This window comes from Deinococcus malanensis (assembly GCF_014647655.1).
GTDB lineage: Bacteria > Deinococcota > Deinococci > Deinococcales > Deinococcaceae > Deinococcus > Deinococcus malanensis.
The window spans coordinates 400,228-423,015 of the sequence record NZ_BMPP01000001.1 but is presented as its reverse complement, the minus strand read 5'-3'; the positions used below and the strand labels follow the sequence as shown (position 1 = coordinate 423,015).

Annotated in this window: 18 protein-coding genes; 4 read left to right on the top strand and 14 right to left on the bottom strand. The window is 64.8% G+C overall.

Annotated elements, in window-relative coordinates:
• Window positions 1-48: 48 nt before the first annotated feature.
• The 3 genes from IEY49_RS02140 to tilS all read right to left on the bottom strand — a co-directional run bounded on the left by IEY49_RS02140 (window position 49) and on the right by tilS (window position 4,960).
• Complete coding sequence (locus tag IEY49_RS02140) at window positions 49-2,070, bottom strand: flotillin family protein (protein WP_189004074.1); 2,022 nt, start codon at window positions 2,068-2,070, stop codon at window positions 49-51.
• Between the two features lie 31 nt (window positions 2,071-2,101).
• Complete coding sequence (locus IEY49_RS02135) at window positions 2,102-2,734, bottom strand: OB-fold-containig protein (protein ID WP_189004072.1); 633 nt, start codon at window positions 2,732-2,734, stop codon at window positions 2,102-2,104.
• Between the two features lie 624 nt (window positions 2,735-3,358).
• Complete coding sequence (tilS, locus tag IEY49_RS02130; RefSeq protein ID WP_189004070.1) at window positions 3,359-4,960, bottom strand: tRNA lysidine(34) synthetase TilS; 1,602 nt, start codon at window positions 4,958-4,960, stop codon at window positions 3,359-3,361.
• 35 nt (window positions 4,961-4,995) lie between these two features.
• Between tilS and IEY49_RS02125 the strand changes: the two genes are divergently transcribed.
• On the top strand, window positions 4,996-5,463 hold the full coding sequence (locus IEY49_RS02125; RefSeq protein ID WP_189004068.1) for a peroxiredoxin: 468 nt from the start codon (window positions 4,996-4,998) through the stop codon (window positions 5,461-5,463).
• Between the two features lie 339 nt (window positions 5,464-5,802).
• Here the strand turns inward: IEY49_RS02125 and IEY49_RS02120 are convergent, their stop codons facing one another.
• The 3 genes from IEY49_RS02120 to kamA form a co-directional block, all read right to left on the bottom strand.
• Entirely contained in the window at window positions 5,803-7,569 is a 1,767-nt protein-coding gene (locus tag IEY49_RS02120; protein ID WP_189004067.1) for an ExeM/NucH family extracellular endonuclease, read from the bottom strand.
• A 127-nt stretch (window positions 7,570-7,696) separates the two neighbouring features.
• Window positions 7,697-9,070: an acetyl ornithine aminotransferase family protein gene (locus IEY49_RS02115; protein WP_189004065.1), complete on the bottom strand. Its 1,374-nt coding sequence runs from the start codon at window positions 9,068-9,070 to the stop codon at window positions 7,697-7,699.
• 66 nt (window positions 9,071-9,136) lie between these two features.
• Complete coding sequence (kamA, locus tag IEY49_RS02110; protein WP_189004063.1) at window positions 9,137-10,618, bottom strand: lysine 2,3-aminomutase; 1,482 nt, start codon at window positions 10,616-10,618, stop codon at window positions 9,137-9,139.
• Window positions 10,619-10,895: 277 nt separating this feature from the next.
• Here kamA and IEY49_RS02105 point away from each other — a divergent pair, with 277 nt between their 5' ends.
• Window positions 10,896-11,357: an Lrp/AsnC family transcriptional regulator gene (locus IEY49_RS02105; protein ID WP_012692901.1), complete on the top strand. Its 462-nt coding sequence runs from the start codon at window positions 10,896-10,898 to the stop codon at window positions 11,355-11,357.
• Window positions 11,358-11,430: 73 nt separating this feature from the next.
• Here the strand turns inward: IEY49_RS02105 and trpD are convergent, their stop codons facing one another.
• The 8 genes from trpD to IEY49_RS02065 form a co-directional block, all read right to left on the bottom strand.
• Window positions 11,431-12,435 carry an anthranilate phosphoribosyltransferase gene (gene trpD / locus IEY49_RS02100; protein WP_189004061.1) on the bottom strand — a complete coding sequence of 335 codons (1,005 nt, stop codon included), beginning with the start codon at window positions 12,433-12,435 and terminating at the stop codon, window positions 11,431-11,433.
• Complete coding sequence (locus IEY49_RS02095; protein WP_189004059.1) at window positions 12,432-13,055, bottom strand: anthranilate synthase component II; 624 nt, start codon at window positions 13,053-13,055, stop codon at window positions 12,432-12,434. Before IEY49_RS02095 ends, trpD begins: the two co-directional genes overlap by 4 nt.
• Window positions 13,052-13,201: a hypothetical protein gene (locus tag IEY49_RS02090; protein WP_189004057.1), complete on the bottom strand. Its 150-nt coding sequence runs from the start codon at window positions 13,199-13,201 to the stop codon at window positions 13,052-13,054. The genes IEY49_RS02095 and IEY49_RS02090 overlap by 4 nt, the downstream gene beginning before the upstream one ends.
• On the bottom strand, window positions 13,201-14,613 hold the full coding sequence (gene trpE, locus IEY49_RS02085; RefSeq protein ID WP_189004049.1) for an anthranilate synthase component I: 1,413 nt from the start codon (window positions 14,611-14,613) through the stop codon (window positions 13,201-13,203). The genes IEY49_RS02090 and trpE overlap by 1 nt, the downstream gene beginning before the upstream one ends.
• Before the next feature lie 386 nt (window positions 14,614-14,999).
• Complete coding sequence (locus tag IEY49_RS02080; protein ID WP_189004047.1) at window positions 15,000-18,398, bottom strand: DEAD/DEAH box helicase; 3,399 nt, start codon at window positions 18,396-18,398, stop codon at window positions 15,000-15,002.
• A 461-nt stretch (window positions 18,399-18,859) separates the two neighbouring features.
• The gene (gene aroA / locus IEY49_RS02075) at window positions 18,860-20,200 is read right to left on the bottom strand and encodes a 3-phosphoshikimate 1-carboxyvinyltransferase (RefSeq protein ID WP_189004045.1); all 1,341 of its coding nucleotides are present in this window, start codon (window positions 20,198-20,200) and stop codon (window positions 18,860-18,862) included.
• 45 nt (window positions 20,201-20,245) lie between these two features.
• Window positions 20,246-20,824 carry a DUF1572 family protein gene (locus IEY49_RS02070; RefSeq protein WP_189004043.1) on the bottom strand — a complete coding sequence of 193 codons (579 nt, stop codon included), beginning with the start codon at window positions 20,822-20,824 and terminating at the stop codon, window positions 20,246-20,248.
• On the bottom strand, window positions 20,821-21,171 hold the full coding sequence (locus tag IEY49_RS02065) for a hypothetical protein (protein WP_189004041.1): 351 nt from the start codon (window positions 21,169-21,171) through the stop codon (window positions 20,821-20,823). The genes IEY49_RS02070 and IEY49_RS02065 overlap by 4 nt, the downstream gene beginning before the upstream one ends.
• Before the next feature lie 67 nt (window positions 21,172-21,238).
• Here IEY49_RS02065 and IEY49_RS02060 point away from each other — a divergent pair, with 67 nt between their 5' ends.
• Window positions 21,239-22,456 carry a saccharopine dehydrogenase family protein gene (locus IEY49_RS02060; RefSeq protein ID WP_189004039.1) on the top strand — a complete coding sequence of 406 codons (1,218 nt, stop codon included), beginning with the start codon at window positions 21,239-21,241 and terminating at the stop codon, window positions 22,454-22,456.
• 2 nt (window positions 22,457-22,458) lie between these two features.
• Window positions 22,459-22,755 carry a YciI-like protein gene (locus IEY49_RS02055; RefSeq protein ID WP_189004037.1) on the top strand — a complete coding sequence of 99 codons (297 nt, stop codon included), beginning with the start codon at window positions 22,459-22,461 and terminating at the stop codon, window positions 22,753-22,755.
• Window positions 22,756-22,788: the final 33 nt, after the last annotated feature.

Genomic DNA, 22,788 nt, shown 5'->3' with positions numbered 1-22,788 from the left:
CTGAACCGCCAGTCAAGAAGTCACCTGACTCACGGAGCAGCGTTACACTCATCCGCCATGCCAGGCCGGATCAGCGTCCACCTTGGGTTCGTGCGCGGCGTGTCTTGCAGCGGAATGCTGGGCTGAGGGGGGCGTAGCGTTGACGCCAAGGAAGCGCTGCATCAGGTTCTGTACCAGCGGGCTCTTGGCCGTAAAGCCTTCGACAGACTTGCCTAGAGAGACCGCGCGGCTCAGCGCCTCAAACATGCCGCCCTCGCCCCCGACCAGATCGATCCGGGCATTGCGCAGCGCGCTGGAAATGACTTCCGCATTTTCCTTCGAGACCATCTTCTCGGCCTCGATGGTCGCCAGTGACTGCTCCAGGCTGGTTTCCAGCGCCATGCGGAATTCCTCGTGGTTGCGCGCTTCCTGGCTCATCTGGTCCATGGCTCCGAACTTGGCGCTCAGTCCTTCGGCTTCCGCCGTCATCTTCTTCCCGACAGCCGAGGCCTCGGCGCTGCCGATGGCTTCGGTGACACTGGCGCGCGCCTGACCCATCCGGGCCTCGCCCTCGGCTTCGGCCGCCAGACGCTCGGCCAGCACCCGGGCGTCCGCGTGGCCCTGCTTGTAGCTGGCCTCAGCCTTGGCCTCGATCACGCGGGCCTCGGCGGCACCGATCTTCTCGATGGCGCTGGCGCTGGCTTCCTGCACCAGTGCCTCGGCCAGCCCCGGTGCCGCCTTCTCCACCCGGGTGGCGTCGGCCAGAATTTTCTTGGCGTCTGCCTGACGGCTGGCAGCGTCGAACTCGGCCTGAGCGATGGTCGTGAGTTCCACTGCACGGTGCTTCGCCGCCACTTCGGCTGCTTCTGCGCCCTTGATCTCCTTGACCAGGGTTTCCTGCGCCTCGGCCTCGGCGTTGAGCACCCGGACCTGCTTGGCCCGGTCAGCCGCAGACACCACGCGCACCTCGTTGATGCGCTCCTCTTCCTGAGCCACGGTTTTGTCAATCGCAATGCGTTCCCGGGTGATATTGGCCACGTCCATGACGCCCTGCTCGACCACCTTGTCGCGTTCGACCTCCTGAAGCTTGACTTCGCGGTCGGTGGTCACAGCTTCCATCCGGGTGGCGCGGGCCACACGCTCAGCCTCGATGGCCACTGCACGCAGCCGGTTCTGCTCCGCGATTTCCACCTGCCGGCGGCGTTCCTGCTCGCGGATCTCGACCTTCTCATCGGTGTCGATGCGGGCCTGCTCGGCCAGCAGGCGCTGCTCTTCCTTGACCTTCTCGGTCTCGGCTTCCTCGCGGGCCTGAATGGTCTCGATCTCGCGCCTCTGCCGGGCTTCGGCTTCCGCCTGCTGACGCTCCAGGGCCAGCGTGGACTCGCGGGTTTCCACGTTCTTCTTGGTGACAGCCAGGCGCTCGTTCTGCTCCAGTTCGTTGGTGACCACGTTCTGCGTGGCGGTCAGCTCGGTGATCTTGCGGATGCCCTCGGCGTCCATGATGTTGTTCTGGTCCAGCAGTGCCTTGGGCGTCTGCTCCAGGTAATCGATGGCTACGTCCTCCAGCACATACCCGTTCAGGTCGCGGCCGATCACACTGATCACCGCGTCGCGGAATTCCTCGCGCTTTTCAAAGAGCTCGATAAAGTCAAATTTCTTCCCGACCGTTTTCAGGGCCTCGGAGAACTTGGCATTGAACAGTTCGTCCACTGCCTTGCGGTCCGAAGCCCGGCTTGCACCGATGGACTTGGCCACCTTCAGGACGTCCTCGGTGGTCTCGTTGACACGCAGGTAGTACGCTACAGCGATATCCGCACGGATATTGTCCCGGCAGATCAGGCCTTCCTTACCGCGCCTGTCGACCTGCAGGGTAATCAGGCTGATGTGCATGACTTCTGCCTTGTACAGCACCGGGATCACCAGGGCGCCCGTAAAACGAACTTTCGGCTTGGCACTCAGGTCGTTGACGATCAGGGCAGTCCCTTGCTCGACCTTCAGGTAAAAAGCCTTGATAATGCCGATTATACCGAGAACGACAATCAAAAATGCGCCGAGGCCAATCAGAAATGGGGCAAGAATCGACATGGTCATAACAGGACTCCTCTGGGAATGAAGGGACGGGTCAAACGTTGAAGCGGTCTTCTGATATGACCAGATAACTGTTGTCGGCGGGGTCGTAGCCCAGCAGCACGACACGGTCGCCTCGGACAGGTTCGTCCGGCGGCTGCGACCTCACCTGGAGGAGCAGTCCCGCGCCGCCGTCGTCCAGGGCGGCCATGCCGGAGCGCGCCGTGACCTGCGGCGTGGTGACCTGGCCCACCCGGCCAATCAGGGAACGCGCCTCAGGAGGGTCCAGATGCGCAAACAGAGGGCGTAGGGGCCGCAGAAGGACAGAGGTCAATGCCACAGCCGGGATCGCGGCGCCCACAAGCGTCACCAGCCCAGCAACAGGTCGCAAGGGAGCCGGAACGTAGGCCAGGACCAGCAGGTGGACCAGATAGGTCACCAGCCAGCCGATAAAGGCCAGCAGGACCAGCATGACCATGACGGGCACGCCGCTCAGTCCGATGCGCCCAAGAATCCCAGCCGACTGCGCCGTCCCAGCGTGATCCGAGTCCATTCCGAGCCAGCCGTCCACACTCTCACTGTCCAGAAGACCAGTCGACGCCAGCATCCAGTACACGACGCAGAAGGCAAACAGCACACTCCAGACCACCGTCGGAAACGTCAGCGCCGTCTGAAAAAATGCTGTCACTGTGGCCCGCTGCGGCAAATACCGATGAACCTGACCTGGGGACCGCCACCTACACCATGGCGTGCTGGCCAGTCCCGCACGCTGGCTGCCCCACTCGGCCGATAAGCGCTTTCAATGACAACAGGACGAGTGGGCCTTACACATTCCTTCACACTCCTCAGGATATCGGCCGTCGTCTCGTTCCAATGCCGCATTTGAGGAGTGACCGTCAGGGGCTTTATTGCCCTGGGATCAACCCCATGGCACGTCCATCTGTTACCCACGCCCAAGATCCTCATGCAAGGGATACGCCGCAGCGAAAGAGATAGTTGCGTGAGACCCATTCCAGGTACAAAATCGTTGCCGTGGTCGGTCAGCCCTGGGGGTTGGGAGGGGAAAGAGACACGTCTGGTAGTCAGGACGCTGACTGAATGCCTGCTCGTCAGTGGCAAGCCAACGTGAATGAGGTTCTCCTGCAGCCCGACTACTCAGCCACGTGTATCGATTCTGGTATGGCGCCTGACTTCAGGCGGATCAGATCTCGTGTCCAGATCAGCCGCCAGAGCACAGAGCTTGAACTGTGAACTGTTCGGCCCCAACTGAACGGCTGTACCAGAAAAGTAAGCGGACGCGTTCGATATACCACTACAGATCTGCGGACTCGGATTTGCGTCGCCTGAGTTCCTGAAAACTGGCCCGCAGCAGCCGTGCTGCCTCTTTGGCCCGCACCCCTCCAGTAACGGTTGGCACATGTCCCCAGTTGCTGGTCAGGAGGTCCGAGACCCCCCCCAGTGCTCCTGCCCTGGGATTGCGCGCGCCGTACACGATCCGTCCTACCCTCGCTTCGAGGGCCGCACCCAGGCACATCGGGCATGGTTCAAGGGTGACGACCAGCGTGCAGCCACTGAGATACGGGGTACCCAGTTCGGCAGCGGCTGCGCGCAGGGCCGCGAGTTCGGCATGGCGCGTCATGTCTCCGTCGACACGGCTGGTATTGCATCCCCGCCCCACGACCCTCCCCGCAGGGTCGAGAACGACAGCCCCCACCGGGACTTCCTGGGCCAGGGCCGCCTCATGGGCCAGCATCAGGGCTTCCCCCATGGCTGTATCTACCGGGTCTGCCTTCTGACCAGCCGCCTCACGTGCGCCCACGGCCCAGATATTCGGCTCCAGCCCGATCCACTCCACACCCTGTCCGGACACCAGCAGCGGCACCTGATCGCGCTGCTGCCGGGGCACCTTCAGATCCGTCAGGAGGTCGCTGAGTTTGCGGGTTCCTCCCGGCAGACGAATTCGGTCACCGGCTTGCCGCTTCCTCAGGGTCCAGCCATCCGGCCATGAAAACGCTGGCGAGGCAAACAGATGCCCGCCAAGGTGCAGCGCCCCGCCGGTGACTGTGATGTCCTGGCCCCCGGGCAATGTGACGTGTCTGGTCTCGCCGGACCGATGCGCCTGAGCCAGCTGATCAATGTGCCCTGCGTGGAACGGAAGGCTGGCGGCCCTCAACTCCTGCGCCACACGCCGCCGGAGCACGGCGAGAGGAAGCTGTTCGCGTGGACCGTGTGGGGTCAGCGCTGCGGCCAAGTCATTCAGGGCTTGGTTGTCCTGCTGAGACAGCTTCGCCACGCGGGCCAATGCCGCCTCGATTCCCGGAAAACGCGCAGCAAGAACAGGCATGACCTCGGCACGCAGCCACGCCCGGGTATAGGTCACGTCGGCATTGGTGGGGTCCTCACGCCAGTCCTGTCCAAGCGCCTCCAGATAGCCTTCGATCTCACTTCGGGAAACGTCCAGCCAGGGCCGCCGGACCCGGCCCCGTACCGAAGGTATCCCGGTCAGAGCTGCCTCTCCGCGCAGCAGTTCCATCAGCACCGTTTCGGCCTGGTCCCGGCGGGTATGCGCGGTCAGGACCGCCTCTGCTCCATGTTGACGGGCACCGCGGCCCAGCACCTCGTAGCGAATGCGGCGGGCCGCGTCCTCCATATTCCATCCACGTCGCGCGGCGACTGCGGCCACGTCCACCCGCGTGCCCATGTGACCTACTCTCAGCTGTGCGGCAAATGCCTGCACCCAGGCAGCGTCCTCAGCTGAACCGGGGCGCAGGGCATGGTCGAGGTGAACGACCACGGGTCTGGCCCGCACCTGCACAAGTGCCCGTAGCAATGCCACCGAATCCGCGCCGCCCGACACACCAACCACGACCGCCCGGCCCGCGTAGGGGCGCAGTGGGGCCAGAAGCGTGGACACCGGCGCATTCTAGCCGGGCCCGTAGAATGCGGGCCATGAGTCTTCAGGTCGGCCACCCGGCCCCGCCCTTTGATGCCCGGAGTGACGATGGCCGCCGTGTCAATCTGGTCGCACTGCGAGGACAGTGGGTTGTGCTGTACTTCTATCCAAAGGCCAGCACGCCTGCCTGCAGCATGGAGGCACAGCGCTTCGAGGCTGCACTGCCTGAGCTTGAACAGCTTGGAGCCACGGTGATTGGCGTCAGCACGGACACCGAGGCCCGGCAGGCCAGTTTCCGGGACCGTTGCAACCTGTCGTTTCCACTGGTCCCGGATGGAAATAAACGGCTGGCCCGTGACTATGGCGTGGTGGGCGGCCTGCGCGGCCTGCTGGGCATTGCTTCCCGCGAGACGTTCCTGATCGACCCGCAGGGCCGGCTGGCGTGCCACTGGCGCGACGTCAATCCGGCCACCCACGCTGGCGAGGTGCTGAAGGAACTAGAGCGGCGCACTGGCGCGTGCTAAGCAGGAGCTAAAGAAAAGTAGAGCCGGGCAAATGCCCGGCTCTCCTTTGAAAACTCAATCTGTGCAGCTCATGGGGTGCAGACGTTGATAGGACTTGTGCGGTGGCGGCGTGGCTACCGTGGATTCGGCGGCATTCTGGTTGATGTCGATACAGCCGGCCCCCTAACGTATGGCCCCCGGCCGCGCTAGTGGTCGCAGCCACCAGGGCAATGCCCACAGCCCTCAATCTCATTGGCGCCGTACCCTGCGAAATCCAGCACCTCGGTGTCGGCCGCGCCAGTCACGGGCTCAGCGTCGACCGCACATACAACTTTACCGGCTGTGCGCCTCAGGTTCAGGCTACTGGTCGGCCGTCAGCTTCAGGCCCACCAGGACCGGATCGTGGTCACTGCTGCGGTAGGGGGTGGGAGCATACAGATCCGGGCTGGTGCAGTTGGTCGCGGTGCACTCGGGGTGTTTCTTGAACTCGATGTTGTAGTCCAGGACCACAGGCTCGTCGCTGTTGATGTGCCACTCGGTAATGCCTGTAACCTGGGCGCTCAGCGTTGAGCTGGACAGTGCATGGTCGAGGTATCCGAACTCGCCATTGAACTGGTAGCTGTAGCGGTCTTCGGCGGGAATCCGCTTGTTCAGGCTCTCGAAGCCAGCTGCTTCAATGGTCTTGATCGGGTCTTCTTCGCCGTAGGCATTCAGGTCACCCATCAGCAGCACATCCGGGTCGATCGCCTTAAGCCGGCCAGCGAAATCCAGGAGGGCCTTGGCCTGCTCCACGCGCTGCAGGTTCCAGCAGCCCTGACCTCTGTCCACGTCGCCGCTGGTGGGGCAGCTTCCCTTGCTCTTGAAGTGGTTGGCCACCACGGTGAAAATGCCCTTGCCGCTGCGGTCACGGAAGGTCTGAGCCACGGGCGGACGCGAGTGCACCGCGTTGGTGTCGATCTGGGCACTCCCCACCGTTTCGACACGCTCGGGGCGGTAGATGATCGCCATGCGGATGGCGTCGGTACCTACTTTTCCGGTCTTCACGCTGGCAAACTCGGTCTTGCCAGCCGCAGTATTCAGCGCCGCAACGAGGTTATCAAGCGCCGTCTCTCCGTTGTTCTCGACTTCCATCAGGGTGATGACGTCGGCATTCAGGGCGCGGAGCTCGGCCACGATCTTGGCCTTCTGGCGCGCAAATTCGGTGGGGTTGCTGGCTCCACGGCCGGCGCTGCCCAGCGTGGTGAAGTAGTTCAGCACGTTGGCACCCGCCACCTTCAGGGTGCCGCCCACTTCCTTGGGCGCGGCGGTGCGGGGGTTGGTGGGCGTGAAAATGGGAGTCTTGGTGGGCTGCAGCTTGTAGGCGCTGTTGGCGTAGTGGATGACACCTTCGAGGTTGCTGACAGTGTCCCCCGCGCGCCGGGTCGCCGTCTGCGGATCGGCGTCGGAGAGGTACGGGATGGTGGCGGGGTTCTGGCGGCTGCTCAGGTCATCGAGGCGCAGCGTGCGCAGCCGGTTGCTCTCCCTGCTGCCGCCCTGGCCGTTGGTGGGGACAAACAGGCGTCCACCGCTGGACAGCCCGAGTTCGCCAAAGCGTCCCAGGGTAAACGTGTCTGTGACAGTCATGGGCGTGGCCACCCGCACCAGCATGCCCTCGACGGCTTCCAGGGCGGTCGGGGAGGTCAGTGGGAAGGTCACGGTGGTGGCCAGCGGCAGCATGGTCTTACCGCAGGCGGTGACGGCCGTTACCGGGTCGATCTCGGTCAGGCCGTTGAATTCCTTGACGGTGCCGGTGACCTGCACCACGTCGCCAACCTTGACGTCCTTGGACGCAGTACCGGTGAACACGAACACTGCGTCACTGGTCTTGTTATCAGCGTCAGGCCTGACGTCCTGCAGATAGAAACCGCTCAGGCCCGGCTGAGTGTCCAGGGTTACCACGCCGCGAACAGTCACCGTCTGCCCAACCAGCGGACTGGCTTCCCCCGACCCCTGAACCGCAGCGATGGCAGTCACGGTGGCATCCGCCGGACAGGTGTAGGTGGAGACAGGCGCAGTCGTTCCGCACGCAGAAAGCAGCGCGGTGAGGCCAAGCAGCATAAAGCTGCCCTTCAGGACATTTCTATTCATGAGAACTCCAGTACATGGGTGAATTCTGTGAAGCGAACATTAGCTTAGCGAGACTGACATCCTCATGTCATGAGGGCATCAGTCTCGCTGGTCGTTACGCTCACGCGTGCAGCGCGGGGCTGAGCTGTTACTTCAGTTCACTCAGTGCCTGACGCATGATCTCCAGACCCGTCTCGGCTTCCTCACGGGTCAGGATCAGAGGGGGGCTGATCCGGATAACCGCCTCGCCGCAGTCCAGATTCAGCAGGCCCTTCTCGAACATGGCCATGCTCGCGCGGTCGCGCAGCGCGCCGTCGGGGCTGCCGTCAGGCTTGACGAATTCCAGCCCGATAAACAGGCCCTTCCCGCGAATGTCGCCCAGGAACGGAAACTGAGTCTGCATCTTTTTCAGCTCGGCCATGATGTAGTCGCCCACCTGGGAAGCGTTGTCCATCAGGTTGTCCCCGCAGTCAGGGTGCTTCACCACGCCTTCGAGTAGGTCCAGCGTGGCGTGCGCGGCGGCGGCCGCCACCGGGTTTCCGCCGTAGGTGCTGCCGTGCGACCCCACCGGCCAGGTCATGACGCTTTCCTTGGCCAGCAGCGCGCTGATCGGCATGCCGGACGCGATCCCCTTGGCCACCGTGATCATGTCGGGCTGTACGTCGCCGTGCTCGAAAAAGTGCTGGAAAGAGAACATCTTCCCGCTGCGGCCCATGCCGGCCTGCACCTCGTCGAAAATCAGCATGATGCCGTGCCTGTCGCACAGGGCGCGCAGCTTGGGCAGGAAGTCGGCCGGCGGAATGATGTAGCCGCCCTCACCCTGCATCGGCTCAATGATGATCGCAGCGACCTCATCGGCTGGAATCACGCCCACAAACAGGCTCTCGATGTGGTCGATGACAGCCTGTCCACAGGTTTCGGGCGTGGAACCCAGCGGCGGACGGAACGGATTGGGGTAGGGCACGTGACTGACTGCCGGCAGCAGCGGGCCAAAGCCGCGCTTGTACTTGGTCTTGCTGCCCGTCAATGTGATGGCGCCGTAGGTCCGGCCATGGAAGCTGCCCATGGTGGAAATGATGTGGGTCCGGCCGGTATGGTTGCGGGCCAGCTTGACGGCCGCCTCGACGGCCTCTGCGCCGGAGTTGCCGAAGAACACACGCCACTTCTCGCCGGGGCGCTCGACATGCCTGACCAGCCGCTCCGCGAGGCTGGTGGTGATTTCCTGGGGGTAATCGGTCAGACAGACGTGCGTGAACTTGGTGATCTGGTCCTGCACCCCCTTGACGACGTGCGGATGCGCGTGCCCGGTGGTGCTGACCGCGATACCAGCGAAGAAATCCAGCATGGTGTTGCCGTCCACATCGGTCAGCCACACGCCCTCACCGTGGTCCGGCACAAACGGGTAGGGGCGCATGTAGGAAGTAGAGAGGTGCTGCGCGTCTCGCTCGATGATGGCCTTCGTGCTGGGGCCGGGCAGGGCGGTCTTGAGTTCAGGCTGGCGGGGTTTGGTGGCAATGGTCATGGTGACTCCTGAGGAACTGGGGGCATGGAAGCAGAGCGCAGACCTGCCGCGCTCTGGAAATGAAGATCAGTCGCCGCTCACCGGGTGAGGCTCGGTCTCGATGGGCTGAGGGGCCTGCACCATGCCGTCGGGCGCGGTGTCGGTCACAGCTGTGTCGTGGACCAGCGGACCAGTGTTGATCTCGCCTCCGCCAATTCCGTGAGCTTCCCACTTGTCCTCGCGGCTGTTCAGGCGGTGCTTGGTCGTGCCGGGGCGGTTGCGGCTCTCGCTGAACTCTTTGGGTTCAATGGAGATACGCTCACCTTCCATCAGGCCGAAAATGCCGCTCTGGCCGGGCTCCTTGCGCTGCCAGTCTTCGGGGATCGCCATGTCGGGGCCGGTGTAGTCTGTGGGCTCGGAGTAGGCGGCGATGTAGCCTTCGAAGTTGCGCAGGATGAGCTTTTCGGGGCTGTGCGAAAGCACATAATTGGGTGCTACGGGAATCTTGCCGCCGCCGCCGGGCGCGTCCACCACGTAAGTGGGCACGCTGTAGCCGCTGGTGTGGCCGCGCAGGCTTTCCATGATTTCCAGACCCTTGCTGACGGTTGTCCGGAGGTGGCCAGCACCGTGCACGAGGTCGCACTGGTAGATGTAGTAAGGGCGCACGCGGATCTTTACCAGCTCGCGTACCAGCTTCTGCATGATTACCGGGTGGTCATTGATGCCGCGCAGCAGCACGCTCTGGTTGCCCAGCGGCACGCCGGCGCGGGTCAGGCGGTCGCAGGCTTCAGCCACTTCCGGAGTGATCTCGCGGGGGTGGTTGACGTGAATGTTCATCCACACCGGGTGGTTCTCCGAAAGCACGTCGCACAGCTCCTGGGTCACGCGCATGGGCATGAACACCGGAACGCGTGTGCCGATGCGCACGATCTCGATGTGCTCGATCTTGCGCAGCTCGGCCAGCAGGCGGCCCAGCACCTTGGGCGCCAGCGTCAGGGGATCGCCGCCGGAGAGCAGCACGTCACGCACCTGCGGGGTGTTGCGCAGGTAGTTGAGCTGCGCCTCGTACTCGGCAGGGTTAAACGTTTCACTGGGATCACCCACGATGCGGCTGCGCGTGCAGTAGCGGCAGTAGCTCGCGCACTGGGTGGTCACCAGCATCAGCACGCGGTCGGGGTAGCGGTGCACCAGACCGGGCACGGGACTGTGTTTGTCCTCGGCCAGTGAGTCCTCCATCATGGAGGTAAAGGGCGTGAGCTCGTGGTGGGTGGGAATCACCTGACGGCGCACCGGGCACGTGGGGTCTTCGGGGTCCATCAGGCTGGCGAAGTAGGGCGTGATGTCCAGGCGGAAAATGCCCTCGGCACTCGCACCCTGACGCTCGCTGTCCGTGAGCCGGATCACTTCTTCAAGCTCAGCCACGGAGTTGATGCGGTTCTTGAGCTGCCATTTCCAGTCGTACCACTGTTCGTCGGGCACGTCGGCCCATTTTGGGGCCCGGTAGTTGCGGGGCAGCATCTGCTGGCTGCGGGTAGTGGCCTGCGGATGCAGGGCGTGACGGTCGGACATGGGGGCCTCCAGGGGCACAGAAATCAGGACTCGGTGGGACGTGGTTGACTCCCCTATTGTCCGCCGCCACCCTTCCCGATTGGAATGTGCGTCACCTCCCAGGAGGTGGGGTCCGGGTGCCCGGAAAGTTCTCAATTGCCACTTTCCGCCTTTCAATTGTTAAGATGGGTTTATCAGAGCCGCTTGAGGCCACCGGGTGGTCTGCGCCTGTAACACACCATTTCTTCGTTTTCGCGGGGTCCAGACGCTGGACCGCGCCGCCCCCATTCGAGGTCATATGAAGCAACACAGCACCCACCTGGATTCCCTGGACCACCGCATTCTCGAAGAGCTGCAGCGCGATTCACGGCTGAGCATGCGCGAACTGGGCCGCCGCGTCGGCCTGAGTGCTCCGGCGGTGACCGAACGGGTGCGGCGCCTGGAAGATGCCGGGGTCATTCTGGGGTATGGGGTACGGGTGGCCACCAAGCCGCTGGGACGCACCATTACTGCGTTTATCGGCGTGCAGGATTCGGGACGCAATGATCCCACACTGGTGCGCTGGGCCACCCGCCACGACAGCGTGCTGGAATGTCACAGCGTGACAGGCGACAACAGCTGCATCCTGAAAGTGGCCGTACCGGACGTCGGCGAGCTCGAGGGGCTGCTGGGCGAACTGATTCAGATGGGTTTCACCTGCGATACCAGCATCGTGCTCAGCACACCACTGGAAGGCAAGCTGCTGTTGCCCCCACGCTGAACCGCAGAGCAGAGGGCCGCATTCCCAGTCTGGGAAGGCGGCTTCGGTATCTGGTCCTTGTGGGTGCTCCTGCTCAGCGGCGGGTGTAGGTCGCGTAGCGCTGCAGCACGTCCCAGCCCTGTCCGCCGTTCATGACCTCGCGGGCGACTTCCACACCCTCGCGGATGTTGGCCACCCGCCCCACCGTACGCAGCGCTGCTCCTGCATTCAGCGCCACGATATCGCGCTGTGCCGGGGTGCCTCCGCCGGTCAGGAGTGCCCGGGTGATCTCGGCGTTCTCGGCCGGTGTACCGCCCACGATGGCTTCTTTGGAATGGTGGGACAGCCCGGCCTCCTCGGGATGAATGATCCGGTCGACCAGTTCGCCGTCCCGCAGTCCCGTTACGGTGTTCGGACCGCAGACGGTGAATTCATCGAGCCCATCGCCGTGCACCACCGTGGCACCCCTTGTGCCCAGCAGGCGCAGCACCTCTGCCAGCACCCGCGTCAGGTGCGGGCTGTACACGCCGACCAGCAGGTGAGTGGCTCCGGCAGGATTGGCCAGCGGCCCCAGAATGTTGAAGACCGTGCGGGCCGCCAGATCGGCGCGGACCGGCGCGGCATGCCGCAGAGCCGGATGGTAGTTGCGCGCAAACATGAAGCCTATACCCAGCTCGTTCACGGCGCCCGCCACAACGTCCGGGGCGGCGTCCAGGTTCACGCCCAGCATTTCCAGGACATCCGCGCTGCCTGAGCGGCTGCTTGCAGCGCGGTTGCCGTGCTTGGCGATGGGCACGCCTGCCCCGGCCAGCACAAACACAGTGGTCGTGCTGATGTTGAAGGTGTGCGCGCCGTCTCCCCCAGTGCCCACTACATCAAGCAGCACGTCGCGTGGGTGCACCTGTACCCGCACGGCACTCTCGCGCATGGCCTGCGCGAAGCCGGCGATTTCCTCAGGGGTCTCGCCCCGCACCCTCAAAGCGGAGAGAGCCGCTGCAAGCCGTGCCGGGCTCATGTTGCCTTCCATGACCTCGCGCATGAAAGCAGCGGCCTCTGTCTGAGAAAGCACTTCCCCGTTCATCAGTCGGGCGTGGATCATGCCTGTTGCTCCGTGGGTGGGGGCACGGATTGATGTTCGCGTACCAGGGTCAGGAAGTTGCGCAGCATGTCCATGCCGGCCTGGGTCTCGATGCTCTCGGGGTGGAACTGCAGGCCGTATACCGGGTACTCGCAGTGACGCAGCGCCATCACGACCTCTTCGTCCGGGTCGGTCGCCCAGGCGGTGGCCTGCAGGACGTCGGGAAGGTCCCGGACCACCAGAGAGTGGTAGCGGGTGACCCTCACCTGCTGATCCAGTCCCGCAAACAGGCCCTGGCCGTCGTGCCTGACCGGGCTGGTCTTGCCGTGGACCGGCAGTACGGCCCGGTCCACCCGGGCGCCGTAGGCCTCACCGATGCTCTGGTGTCCCAGGCAGACCCCCAGCATGGGCACGCTGGGGCCAAAGGCACGGATCACGTTTACACTCTGCCCAGCCTCGGCTGGCGTGCAGGGGCCAGGAGACACGACAATGCCGTCGGGACTGAGCGCCCGCACGTCGTCCAGGGTAAAGGCGTCGTTGCGCCAGACGGTCAGCTCGGCTCCAAGCTCGCCCAGATACTGCACGAGGTTGTAGGTAAACGAGTCGTAGTTGTCGATCAGGAGGATTCGCAGGGGAGTCACGCGGTCACCGTCATTTTTATTCTCCTTGAGGAGATGAGATACACGCCGTGCGGGAGGGCGCGGGGGCCGTCCCAGTACGAGCGCAGCGACAGTTGCAGGGTGGGTATAGCCAGCAGGCCAGACGGCCGGGCTCGACCCATGAGCATCACAGTCCTCCAGCGGCAAGTTCCACCGCACGCATCAGCGCGGCGGCCTTGCTCCGGGTCTCGAGTTCCTCACTGGCCGGGTCGCTGTCGGCCACCACGCCGGCTCCGGCCTGAATATGAAGCCTTCCACCGGCAATTACCATCGTGCGCAGGGTCAGCGCCATGTCGAGGCTGCCGTCGAAGGCGATATAGCCGAAAGCACCGCCGTAGGGGCCGCGTCTGACGGGCTCGAGTTCGTCGATGATCTCCATGGCCCGGATCTTGGGCGCGCCACTGACAGTTCCCATCGGCAGCACACTGGCTAGGGCGTGGAGTGGGGTCTGACCGCTTCGAAGCTGGCCAGCGACCGTCGACACGATGTGCATGACGTGGCTGTAGCGCTCGACCGTAAAAGCGTCCCGCACCCGCACGCTGCCGTAAGCACTGACCTTCCCCAGGTCGTTGCGGCCGAGGTCCACCAGCATCAGGTGCTCGGCCCGCTCCTTCTCGTCGGCCAGCAGTTCGGCGGCGTTGGCGTTATCGGTCTCGGGGGTCTGACCGCGCACCCGGGTCCCGGCGATGGGCCGCGTGATGACCTCATGCCCGTCGCTACGGAGCAGGCTCTCGGGGCTGCTGGCCACCAGGGTCACGTCTCCCAGCGCGAGATATCCCAGGTACGGGCTGGGATTGACGCGCCGCAGGGCCCGGTACAGCGCAAAGGGATGCACGGTCAGGTCTGCGCTGAAGCGCTGACTGGGGACCACCTGAAACACGTCCCCGGCACGGATGTATTCCAGGGCCTGCTCTACAGCCGCCATGTAGCCCTGAGGCGTGAAGTTGCTGGTGAACTCGGGGGCCGGGGCAGGCTCACGGCCCGGAACCTCAGGCAGTGGGCCCCGCAGCCTGGAAACCAGTTCACGCAGCATCGCCTCAGCCTCAGCCCGCTTTTCTGCTGTTGCCACGGCTATCAGGCGGTGCTTGAGATGGTCATAAATGACCATGCCACGCGGCGCGATAAACAGGGCGTCGGGGATATTGAGCTCGTCGGGATTCTGGTCGGGCAGGGTCTCGTAGGCGCGGATAATGTCGTAAGCAGCAAAGCCCACAGCGCCACCCACAAAGGCTGGTAGTCCCTGAGGCACCTCCACCGACCGGGCCGTCAACTGATACAGCCGGGCCAGAGGATCAGCCTCCGGACCGCTGAACTCTCCGAACACTCCGCTGCTCTTCACCTGCCTGTCCCGGTAGGTGAAGGTGCCCTGCTCGCCCACACCAATAAACGAGTAGCGCCCCAGTTTTTCGCCAGCTTCGACACTTTCCAGCAAAAAGGAAACGGTTTCACCCTGAGCGACTTTCAGGTAGGCGGTCACGGGGGTGTCCAGGTCGGCATTAAGCTCCTGAACGACGATCTGGGCGTTGAGGGTCTGAGTCATGCGGCTCCTGTCTGGAACAAGAAAAAGCGCCCGGTGGTCTGGAAACCACCTGGGCGCGTGCATTCAAACAACAAACAGCGCGTTACTCCCAGGCGAAGCTGGGCCACCACCACGCGCCGTACACGGTCATCCCGGCGAGCATAGCGCGCGGCCGGTGCAACACTCAAGGCTGGTCTAGGTACTGCCGCGCACCTCTGCCCTGCACGTAACCCGACGAAGCTCTCTGAGGGTGCGTCAGCTGTGCTCAGCGAGCCAGACCATGATTCCGGCGGACGGTCTGGGGCAGTCACCCGAGACCATCGGCCTCTCAGTCTGCGCGGACAGCGAACGGATGCTTTTCTCTTCCCAAATCAGAGCCGGGGCCAGCTGCACCGGAACTGTGACATCTAGGAGCCCGGCGCTTCAGAAGCCACCGGACCGATCTCGAGGGCGTCGTCCCCGTCAGCAAGCGGAGCAAACAGGCGGTCGAGGTCGTGCGTCGTGAGCTGGGTGGCCTCGCTGAGCCCGCCGTCCAGGATGCCCCGGGCCAGAGTCGCCTTGCGCGATTGCAGGTCCAGGATGCGCTCCTCGACGCTGCCGGCAGCAATCAGCTTGTACACGAACACCGGTTTGTCCTGCCCGATGCGGTAGGCGCGGTCGGTCGCCTGATCCTCGGCGGCCGGGTTCCACCAGGGATCGTAGTGAATCACCGTGTCGGCTGCCGTCAGGTTCAGGCCCACCCCACCGGCCTTAAGGGTGATTAGGAAGACATGCGTGTCTCCGTTCTGGAAACGGTCGATCTGGGTCTGGCGGTCCTGGGTCTGGCCGGTGATCATGCTGTACGGGGTGCCTTCCTCGCGCAGCCACTGCTCCAGATGCCCCAGCAGTGTCGCGAAGCCGCTGAAGATCAGCACCCGGCGGCCCTCTTCGAGCATTTGCGGCAGATTGCCCTGCAGCCACTCGAACTTGGCGTTGCCCTGCACGTTCCGGGCCGCCTCCAGCTTGACCAGCCGTGGATCCGTGACCGCCTGACGCAGCTTGAGCAGAGCGTCCAGGATGGCAATGGTGCTGCGGTTCAGACCGCGCGCCCGCAGTTCCTCGCGGACACGGGACTCCATGGTGACGCGCACGGTTTCGTACAGGTCGCGCTGGTCACCGTCCAGCGTGACGCGCACCGGGATCTCGGTCTTGGGGGGCAGCTCGCGTGCCACATCACGCTTCTCGCGCCGCAGGATAAAGGGACGCACACGCGCGGCCAGGGCAGCGCGGCGGTGAGGGTCGCCCCGTTTTTCGATCGGTGTGCGGTACAGATCCCGGAAGGTGCGCTCGTCGTGCAGCAGGCCCGGTGACAGGAAGTTGAACTGTGACCACAGCTCGCCCAGGTGATTTTCCAGCGGCGTGCCGGTCAGGGCCAGCCGGTGATGGGCATCGAGGCTTCCGGCCGCCTTGGCCGCCGCCGTCTTCGCGTTCTTGATGTTCTGGGCCTCATCCAGAATCACGAAATGGTAGGCATGCGCGCCCAGTTCACCCAGGTCGCGGGGCAGCAGTGGATAGGTGGTCAGCACGATGTCCGCGTCGGGAATGCGGTCGAAGTGCTCGCGGCGGTCCTTGCCATGCAGGGTCAGCACCTTCAGGCCCGGCGTGAACCGGGCCGCTTCGGCGCGCCAGTTGCCAATCACACTGGTCGGCGCGATCACCAGACTGGGCCGGTCGGCCCGCCCGGCGTTCTTTTCCAGCTGCAGGTGGGCCAGGGTCTGGAGGGTCTTGCCCAGTCCCATGTCGTCTGCCAGAATGCCGCCCATCCCCAGTTCACGCAGGAACTGCAGCCAAGCCAGACCCTGCAGCTGGTATGGGCGCATCTCGGCATGCAGGCCTTCGGGTGCAGGCACAGGCTGGATGCCCTGGAAGCCGCGCAGACGGCGTCCGAGTTCCAGCAGCTTCTCTGCACCTACCCAGCGGGCCTGCACGGCGCCCTCAAGCTGCGCGAGCCGTGCGGCATCGAGCAGGGGCAGCCTCAGTGGCCCGTCAGGCAGGTCACGCAGGTGAAGCTCGACCAGCACGCCCAGGATGGAACGAACGCGCCCGGCAGGCAGCGCCACGCGGCGGCCGTCACCCAGCGAGGCGTACAGGGTCTCATCATCGTCCAGAGCTTCGAGCGCCTCGCCGGTGAACAGTTCGGGCTGGCGGGCGATCAGATCGGCGAGCACCGGAATCAGGCTGACCCGCTCGCCGTCCACCACGATCCCCAGGTCCAGGGTGAACCAGCCGCCGAAGCTGTCGTCAGCCTCGCCGTACCAGTCCTCGATTTCGGCAAAGTTCAGCGGAAAGTCGGGGTGCAGGTGCAGGGTAAAGCCCTGAGCTTCGAGCGCGTCACGGCCTTCACGCATAAAGGCCATCCAGGAGTCCTCGTCGCCCAGTGTGAGCAGGCCATGGGCCTCAGGAGGCAGACCAAAGTCTTCCTCGAACACCCGGTCCATGCGGTCGAAGCCGGCATGGTGCAGTTCCTGCAGGGCGTGGCGTTCCTGGCGCGGATCACGCCGCACCCGGGTCAGCACCCCGGCGCGGTACAGGGCCGGCATGTGCTCGGTGGCACCGTCGGAGCTGCCCGGATCCGTATCGGGCAGGGTCAGGCCTCCGTAGGCGTGACGCAGTTCAGCCACCGGGAAGGTCCGGGTTTCCGGCCGTAGCATCCAGCGGTCACGAACATGCACAGTCATGACCCGGCCCGACAGATGCAATTGAGGCGTGTACGGCAGCGTGTCTTCCTGAACCTGTACGGTCTGCGGGACTGGCAGCGCCGTCCCAGAGGCGGTAATGGCGTGCGCCAGGGCGGTGGCCTGCGCCGTGGTCAGTGATGGGCCGGCCAGGAAGCGGCTGACCCTGGCCGGGGGAACGCTGGTGGTCACGCGACACAACGCATGTTCCTGCGGGCGCACTGCCCAGGGCCTGGAGTGCAGCGGCAGCAGCAGGGCGTCTGGAGCGCCAGGCAGCAGCAGGGTGGGGAACTGCATTCCCTTAGCGTCACTGCCCCATCCCAGCACCCCTTTCAGGTCCGGTCCTCGCGTCACCGGCGTATCCACTCGCTCCCAGCACAACCGCCCGGTTTCCAGCAGGGTGTCGAGCAGCAGGTCGGTGGCGGGATGCTCACCCAGCGCATGGACAGCGTCTTCCCAGCGCCCCGGGGCGTGCACGGTCGAGGTCGTCATCTCCAGCAGGGTCAGCACCTCGGCGTCACGGCGCGCGAAGGCCGGCGCGGTGGACAGGCTGCGTGGCAGGGCGTACACCTCGGCCGCCCGCACATCCGGAACCTCCGAGCGCAGCGGAAGGCGCAGCACCTGAATCGCCACCCGGCCACGTGGCGCCCCACCCTGGGCCGAGGTGCCCGGCAACAGCCGCAGGACGTACCGCAACTCATACTGCCTGCCACGCGCGGATACCGGCCCGTCACTGAAGCTTTCGAGCCACTGCGAGACGCGCGCTTCCAGGGGCTCTTCCACACGGGGGGGGGCCGCTGGGGTGGCCGGCGGCGTTCCCTCCGGCGGGTCGGTGGACAGGACCAGCGCCGCCACATGGCGACACCGGTAGCGCCCACAGGTGCAGTTGGAGCCGAGCAGCTGAGGGTCGGGAGGCGTGGTCAGCTCCACACTGGCCTGAAAGGTCTTGCCACCATCGGTGACCTCGCCATCGGCCCGCCAGCCGCCTGGAATCCAGGTGCGGACGATCTGCTGCACGGCTTCCTGGCGCAGCGCAAGGCCCTGCGCGGCAGTATCCAGCGCAAAGCCCGGTGGCAGCCGGCTGAGCTTCAAATCCTCACCTGACCGTGAGGGCGCGGCACGTCAGGAACAAACACGCTCTCAAGGATACCGCGCCTGAGCAAAACTTGCCCGGGCGCATGGTGAGACCTCGCCAGGCCCAGACCAGCCAGCCCCTGGATGAAGGTCAACCAGCCTTACGCTCAGACCATGCCCGCTCCGTCGCCGCTGAGCAGCACATCGCCATTGCTGGCCACCGCCATGAAGCGGGGTTTCGAATGAAAGCCACCCCAGTAGTCAGCACGATACCCATGGCTAAGTCCTGAAAGAAGGTCAGGCCCACCCACGCAAAACTCCGGGCCCGCTGCGGAAATGAATCCTGAAACCATGTGGCAAGCGCAGCGTGCATCAGCAGGAACGGTGGAAACAGCAGGGTGCAGATCAGCAGGAGGAGCCGATGATGTGCGGTCAGTGGCGCATCGTGGGGCGGAAACATGTCCAGCGGTACGCGCCTCTCACGACTCCCGCTCCAGGAAGTCAAACCCGGCGCCCAGCGCCTGAAGATGCATGAAGAACTGCGGGTAGCTCTTGCGGATGTGATGCGCGCCGGTAATCCGGACAGGCGCTTCGGCACGCAACCCCAGCAGGGTCAGTAGCATGATCATGCGGTGGTCGCCGTGCCCGTCGGCCGTGACTCCGCCGGCAATCCGGTTTGTGCCCGTCACGCTGAGGCTGTCTTCAGTCTCGGAGGCCTGGAGGCCCAGGCGTTCGAGCTCCCGGCGGGTGTCTGAAATGCGGTCGCATTCCTTGAGGCGCAGGGTGTACACGTTACGCCAGGTGGTGGTTCCTTCAGCCAGCGCTGCCGCCGCCGTCAGGGCCTGGACGGCGTCGGTAAAACCGTCGCCGTCGCGGTTCACGGCCCGCAGGGTCTGGCCTCCCCGGACGACCAGCGCGTCGCCGTCGCGGTGAATGTCCGCACCCATCTCGCGCAGAACATCCACGGCTTCCCGTTCTCCCTGCAGGTCGTTCTCGCGCAGGTTGGACAGCCGGACCTCGCCAGGAAGGAGTGCCGCGGCGGCCAGCAGCGCGGCCGTACCGGGGTAGTCGCCCGGCACCATCACCCGGCCCGGCCGGTAGCGCTGCCCACCAGGTATCTGCACTCGGCTCAGGTCGTCGGTGGCGGCGGCACGTATACCGAAGGCCGCCAGGGTATCCAGCGTCTGGCGTAGAGGCGCATGACTTTTGATCTGTCCGGTCAGGCGCAGGTCCAGGCCGCCAGGCAGCAAGGGCGCCAGGAACATCAGGGCGCTGGTGTACTGGCTGCTGCGCTCGGCGCTGACCTCGGCCACGCCGCCGCGCACCGGGCCGGAAATGGTCACCGGCAGGCGGCCTTCGTTGCTGCCCACCCGGGCCCCCAGGCGTTCCAGGGCCTCCAGCAGATCCCCCTGAGGCCGGCGTCCCAGCGAGTCAGGATGATCCGTCACCAAGGTGGTGTCACGGGTCAGGGCCGCGACTCCCATCAGGAAGCGTGCCACAGCGCCCGCGTTTCCTGGATTGAGGGTCACGCCCGCGCGGGGCGCTGCCCCGAAGCCACGGATTACCACATCGTCACCAATGTGCTCGATGCCAGCTCCCCAGTCACGCAGGCAGCGCAGCATGGCGTGCGCGTCCTCACTGGTGGCTACCCCCACCACCCGGGTCTCTCCTTCGGCAAGAGCTGCGGCCAGCAGGTAACGCGTGGTGTAGTTCTTGCTGGGCTGGGCCCGCACTGCTCCGCGCAGTTCGCGCACGGGGTGCACCACCACGTCAAACTGCTCCGGAAGGGTCAGGTGATCCTGCAGGGCGCCCTCGTTCATAGCTGCAAGGCTACCCGTCCGTATGCCCTGGCGGCTGCCACCGGTCTAGCGCTGGTCGTGGGGGTCAGAAATGGCGGCCTGAGCAGCCTGCACCTCAGCGGTATAGGCCACAGACTCGCCCCGTGGGATGCTGAGCGTCTGCCACTGGTCGCCGCGCAGGGTCTTGACGATCAGCACCAGCTGGTAGACGTGCCCGCTGTAGTGCGCCACCTGCCGCTGAATGGCCGAAAGCACGGTATGCGGTTCACCGCGGATGGTCAATGTGCGTGTCAGGTCCTCCGGTGTCAGGTGTTCCAGGGCCCCCTCAAAAACGGCCCAGCCTTCGTCCCAGCAGGCCTGAAGTTCGGCCGGAGACAGCCTGCCTTCCTCGAATTCCGCGTCCCGGTCCCGGCTGGCAGGTTCACCTTCATGGTCCGGGCGGTACCCGCCGCGCAGGCCTCCCCAGCGGGCATGCATGTTGCCGGACAGATGCTGGACCAGCACCGCTGCCGAGTTGCCCCCATCGGCCAGGTAACGGTGCCAGTCACCGTCGCCGAGCTGGCTCAGCGCGCGGTCACCCAGGTGCCTGATTTCCGCCATCCGCTCACGGACATCCCTCAGATAGAGCTCGGCTACAGCCGTCACGGCTTGACCCGGTACTGCTTGTCGCCTTCGACCTTCAGCAGGGCCGTAACCTGGCCGTCTTTGACCACCACCATGCACGACACGACACCCTTAGGCATTGCCTTGTTCAACACGTCGGCACAGGGACGGGTGAGACTGGTGCCGGACGCCGGCCGCGTCGCCTGCACGGCGCGGGCTGCAGCCTGACCGTAATCGCGCATTCCCCGCCCCATAACGCTCAGGGTGGCCACCATGATGCCGATGGCCGCGACAAATCCCACCACGATCCACATGAAGGTACGCATGGCCCGGCCACGCTCCTCGGGGGTGACGACACGTGGCTGGGGAACGCCGGGGGGCTGGCTCATGGAAGCAGGCTAGCGTCCCGGCAGGCGGGCGCCGGGCCGGAAAGTCCCGTCAGGTAGACTGCCTGCCATGAGCAAGGTCATCATTATCGGAGCGGGCGGCGTGGCCAACGTCGTGGCCAAGAAGTGCGCCCAGAACGACACGGTGTTCAGCGAGGTGCTGATCGCCACCCGTACGGTCAGCAAGGCCGACAAGATCGTCGCGGAAATCGCGCAGCATATGCCCAGCAGCAAAACGGTCTTCAGCACCGCCACCGTGGACGCCGACAACGTACCGGAACTGGTCGAGCTGATTCGCGGCTTCGGGCCGGTCATGGTCATCAACGTGGCTCTCCCCTACCAGGACCTGACCATCATGGACGCCTGCCTGGAAACCGGCGTGCACTACCTGGACACCGCCAACTACGAGCCCAAGGAAGTGGCCAAGTTCGAGTACTCCTGGCAGTGGGCCTATCAGGACCGCTTCCGGGAAAAGGGCCTGATGGCGCTGCTGGGCTGCGGTTTCGACCCGGGCGCCACGCAGGCGTTCACTGCCTACCACGCCAAGCATCACTTCCAGGAAATCCATTACCTGGACATCGTGGACTGCAACAACGGCAGCCACGGCAAGGCGTTTGCGACCAACTTCAACCCCGAAATCAACATCCGCGAGATCACCGCCAATGGCCGCTACTGGGAAAACGGGCAGTGGGTCGAGACCCAGCCGCTTGAAATCTCCCAGGACATCTACTACCCCAAGGTCGCCACGCGCAAAAGCTTTGTCCTGTACCACGAGGAACTCGAATCGCTGGTCAAGCACTTTCCGACCATCAAGCGCGCCCGGTTCTGGATGACCTTCGGTGAGGCGTACATCAAGCACCTCAACGTGCTTGAGGGCATCGGCATGACGTCCATCGAGCCTATTGACTTCCGTGGGCAGAAGATTGCGCCCATCGAGTTCCTCAAGGCCGTGCTGCCGGCCCCCGAGTCGCTGGCCGAGAACTACACCGGGCAGACCTGCATCGGCGTGCAGGCCAAGGGCATCGGCAAGGACGGTCAGCCCAGGGTGCACTTCGTCTACAACGTGAAAGACCACGCCGAGTGCTACCGCGAGGTGCAGGCACAGGGCGTGAGCTACACCACCGGCGTGCCCGCCATGATCGGCGCCATGCTGATGCTGCAGGGAGTGTGGATGCAACCCGGGGTGTGGAACATCGAGCAGCTTGACCCCGATCCATTCGTTGAGGCCATGAACACCTGGGGCCTGCCGGTGGACGAACTGGCCGGCATCGAGCTCGTCAAGGACTGACCGTGCACCACCTGCTGTTTTACCGGGACCTCGTGCCGGATTACGTGAGCCGCCGCGAATCCCTGCGCGGAGTGCATCTGGCCCACGCCCGGGCCGCCGCCGAACGCGGCGAGCTGGTGCTGGGCGGGGCCCTGGCTGACCCCGCAGACGGAGCCGTCCTGCTGTTCCACGGGGACAGTCCCGCTGCGGCAGAGACCTTCGCCCGCACGGACCCGTACGTCCTGAACGGTCTGGTCGGCCAGTGGGAGGTCCGGCGATGGCACACGGTCGCCGGCGCACTCGCCGCACATTCTCCCTGATCTCCACTGTTTCAAGGAACTGGCCGGACGCGA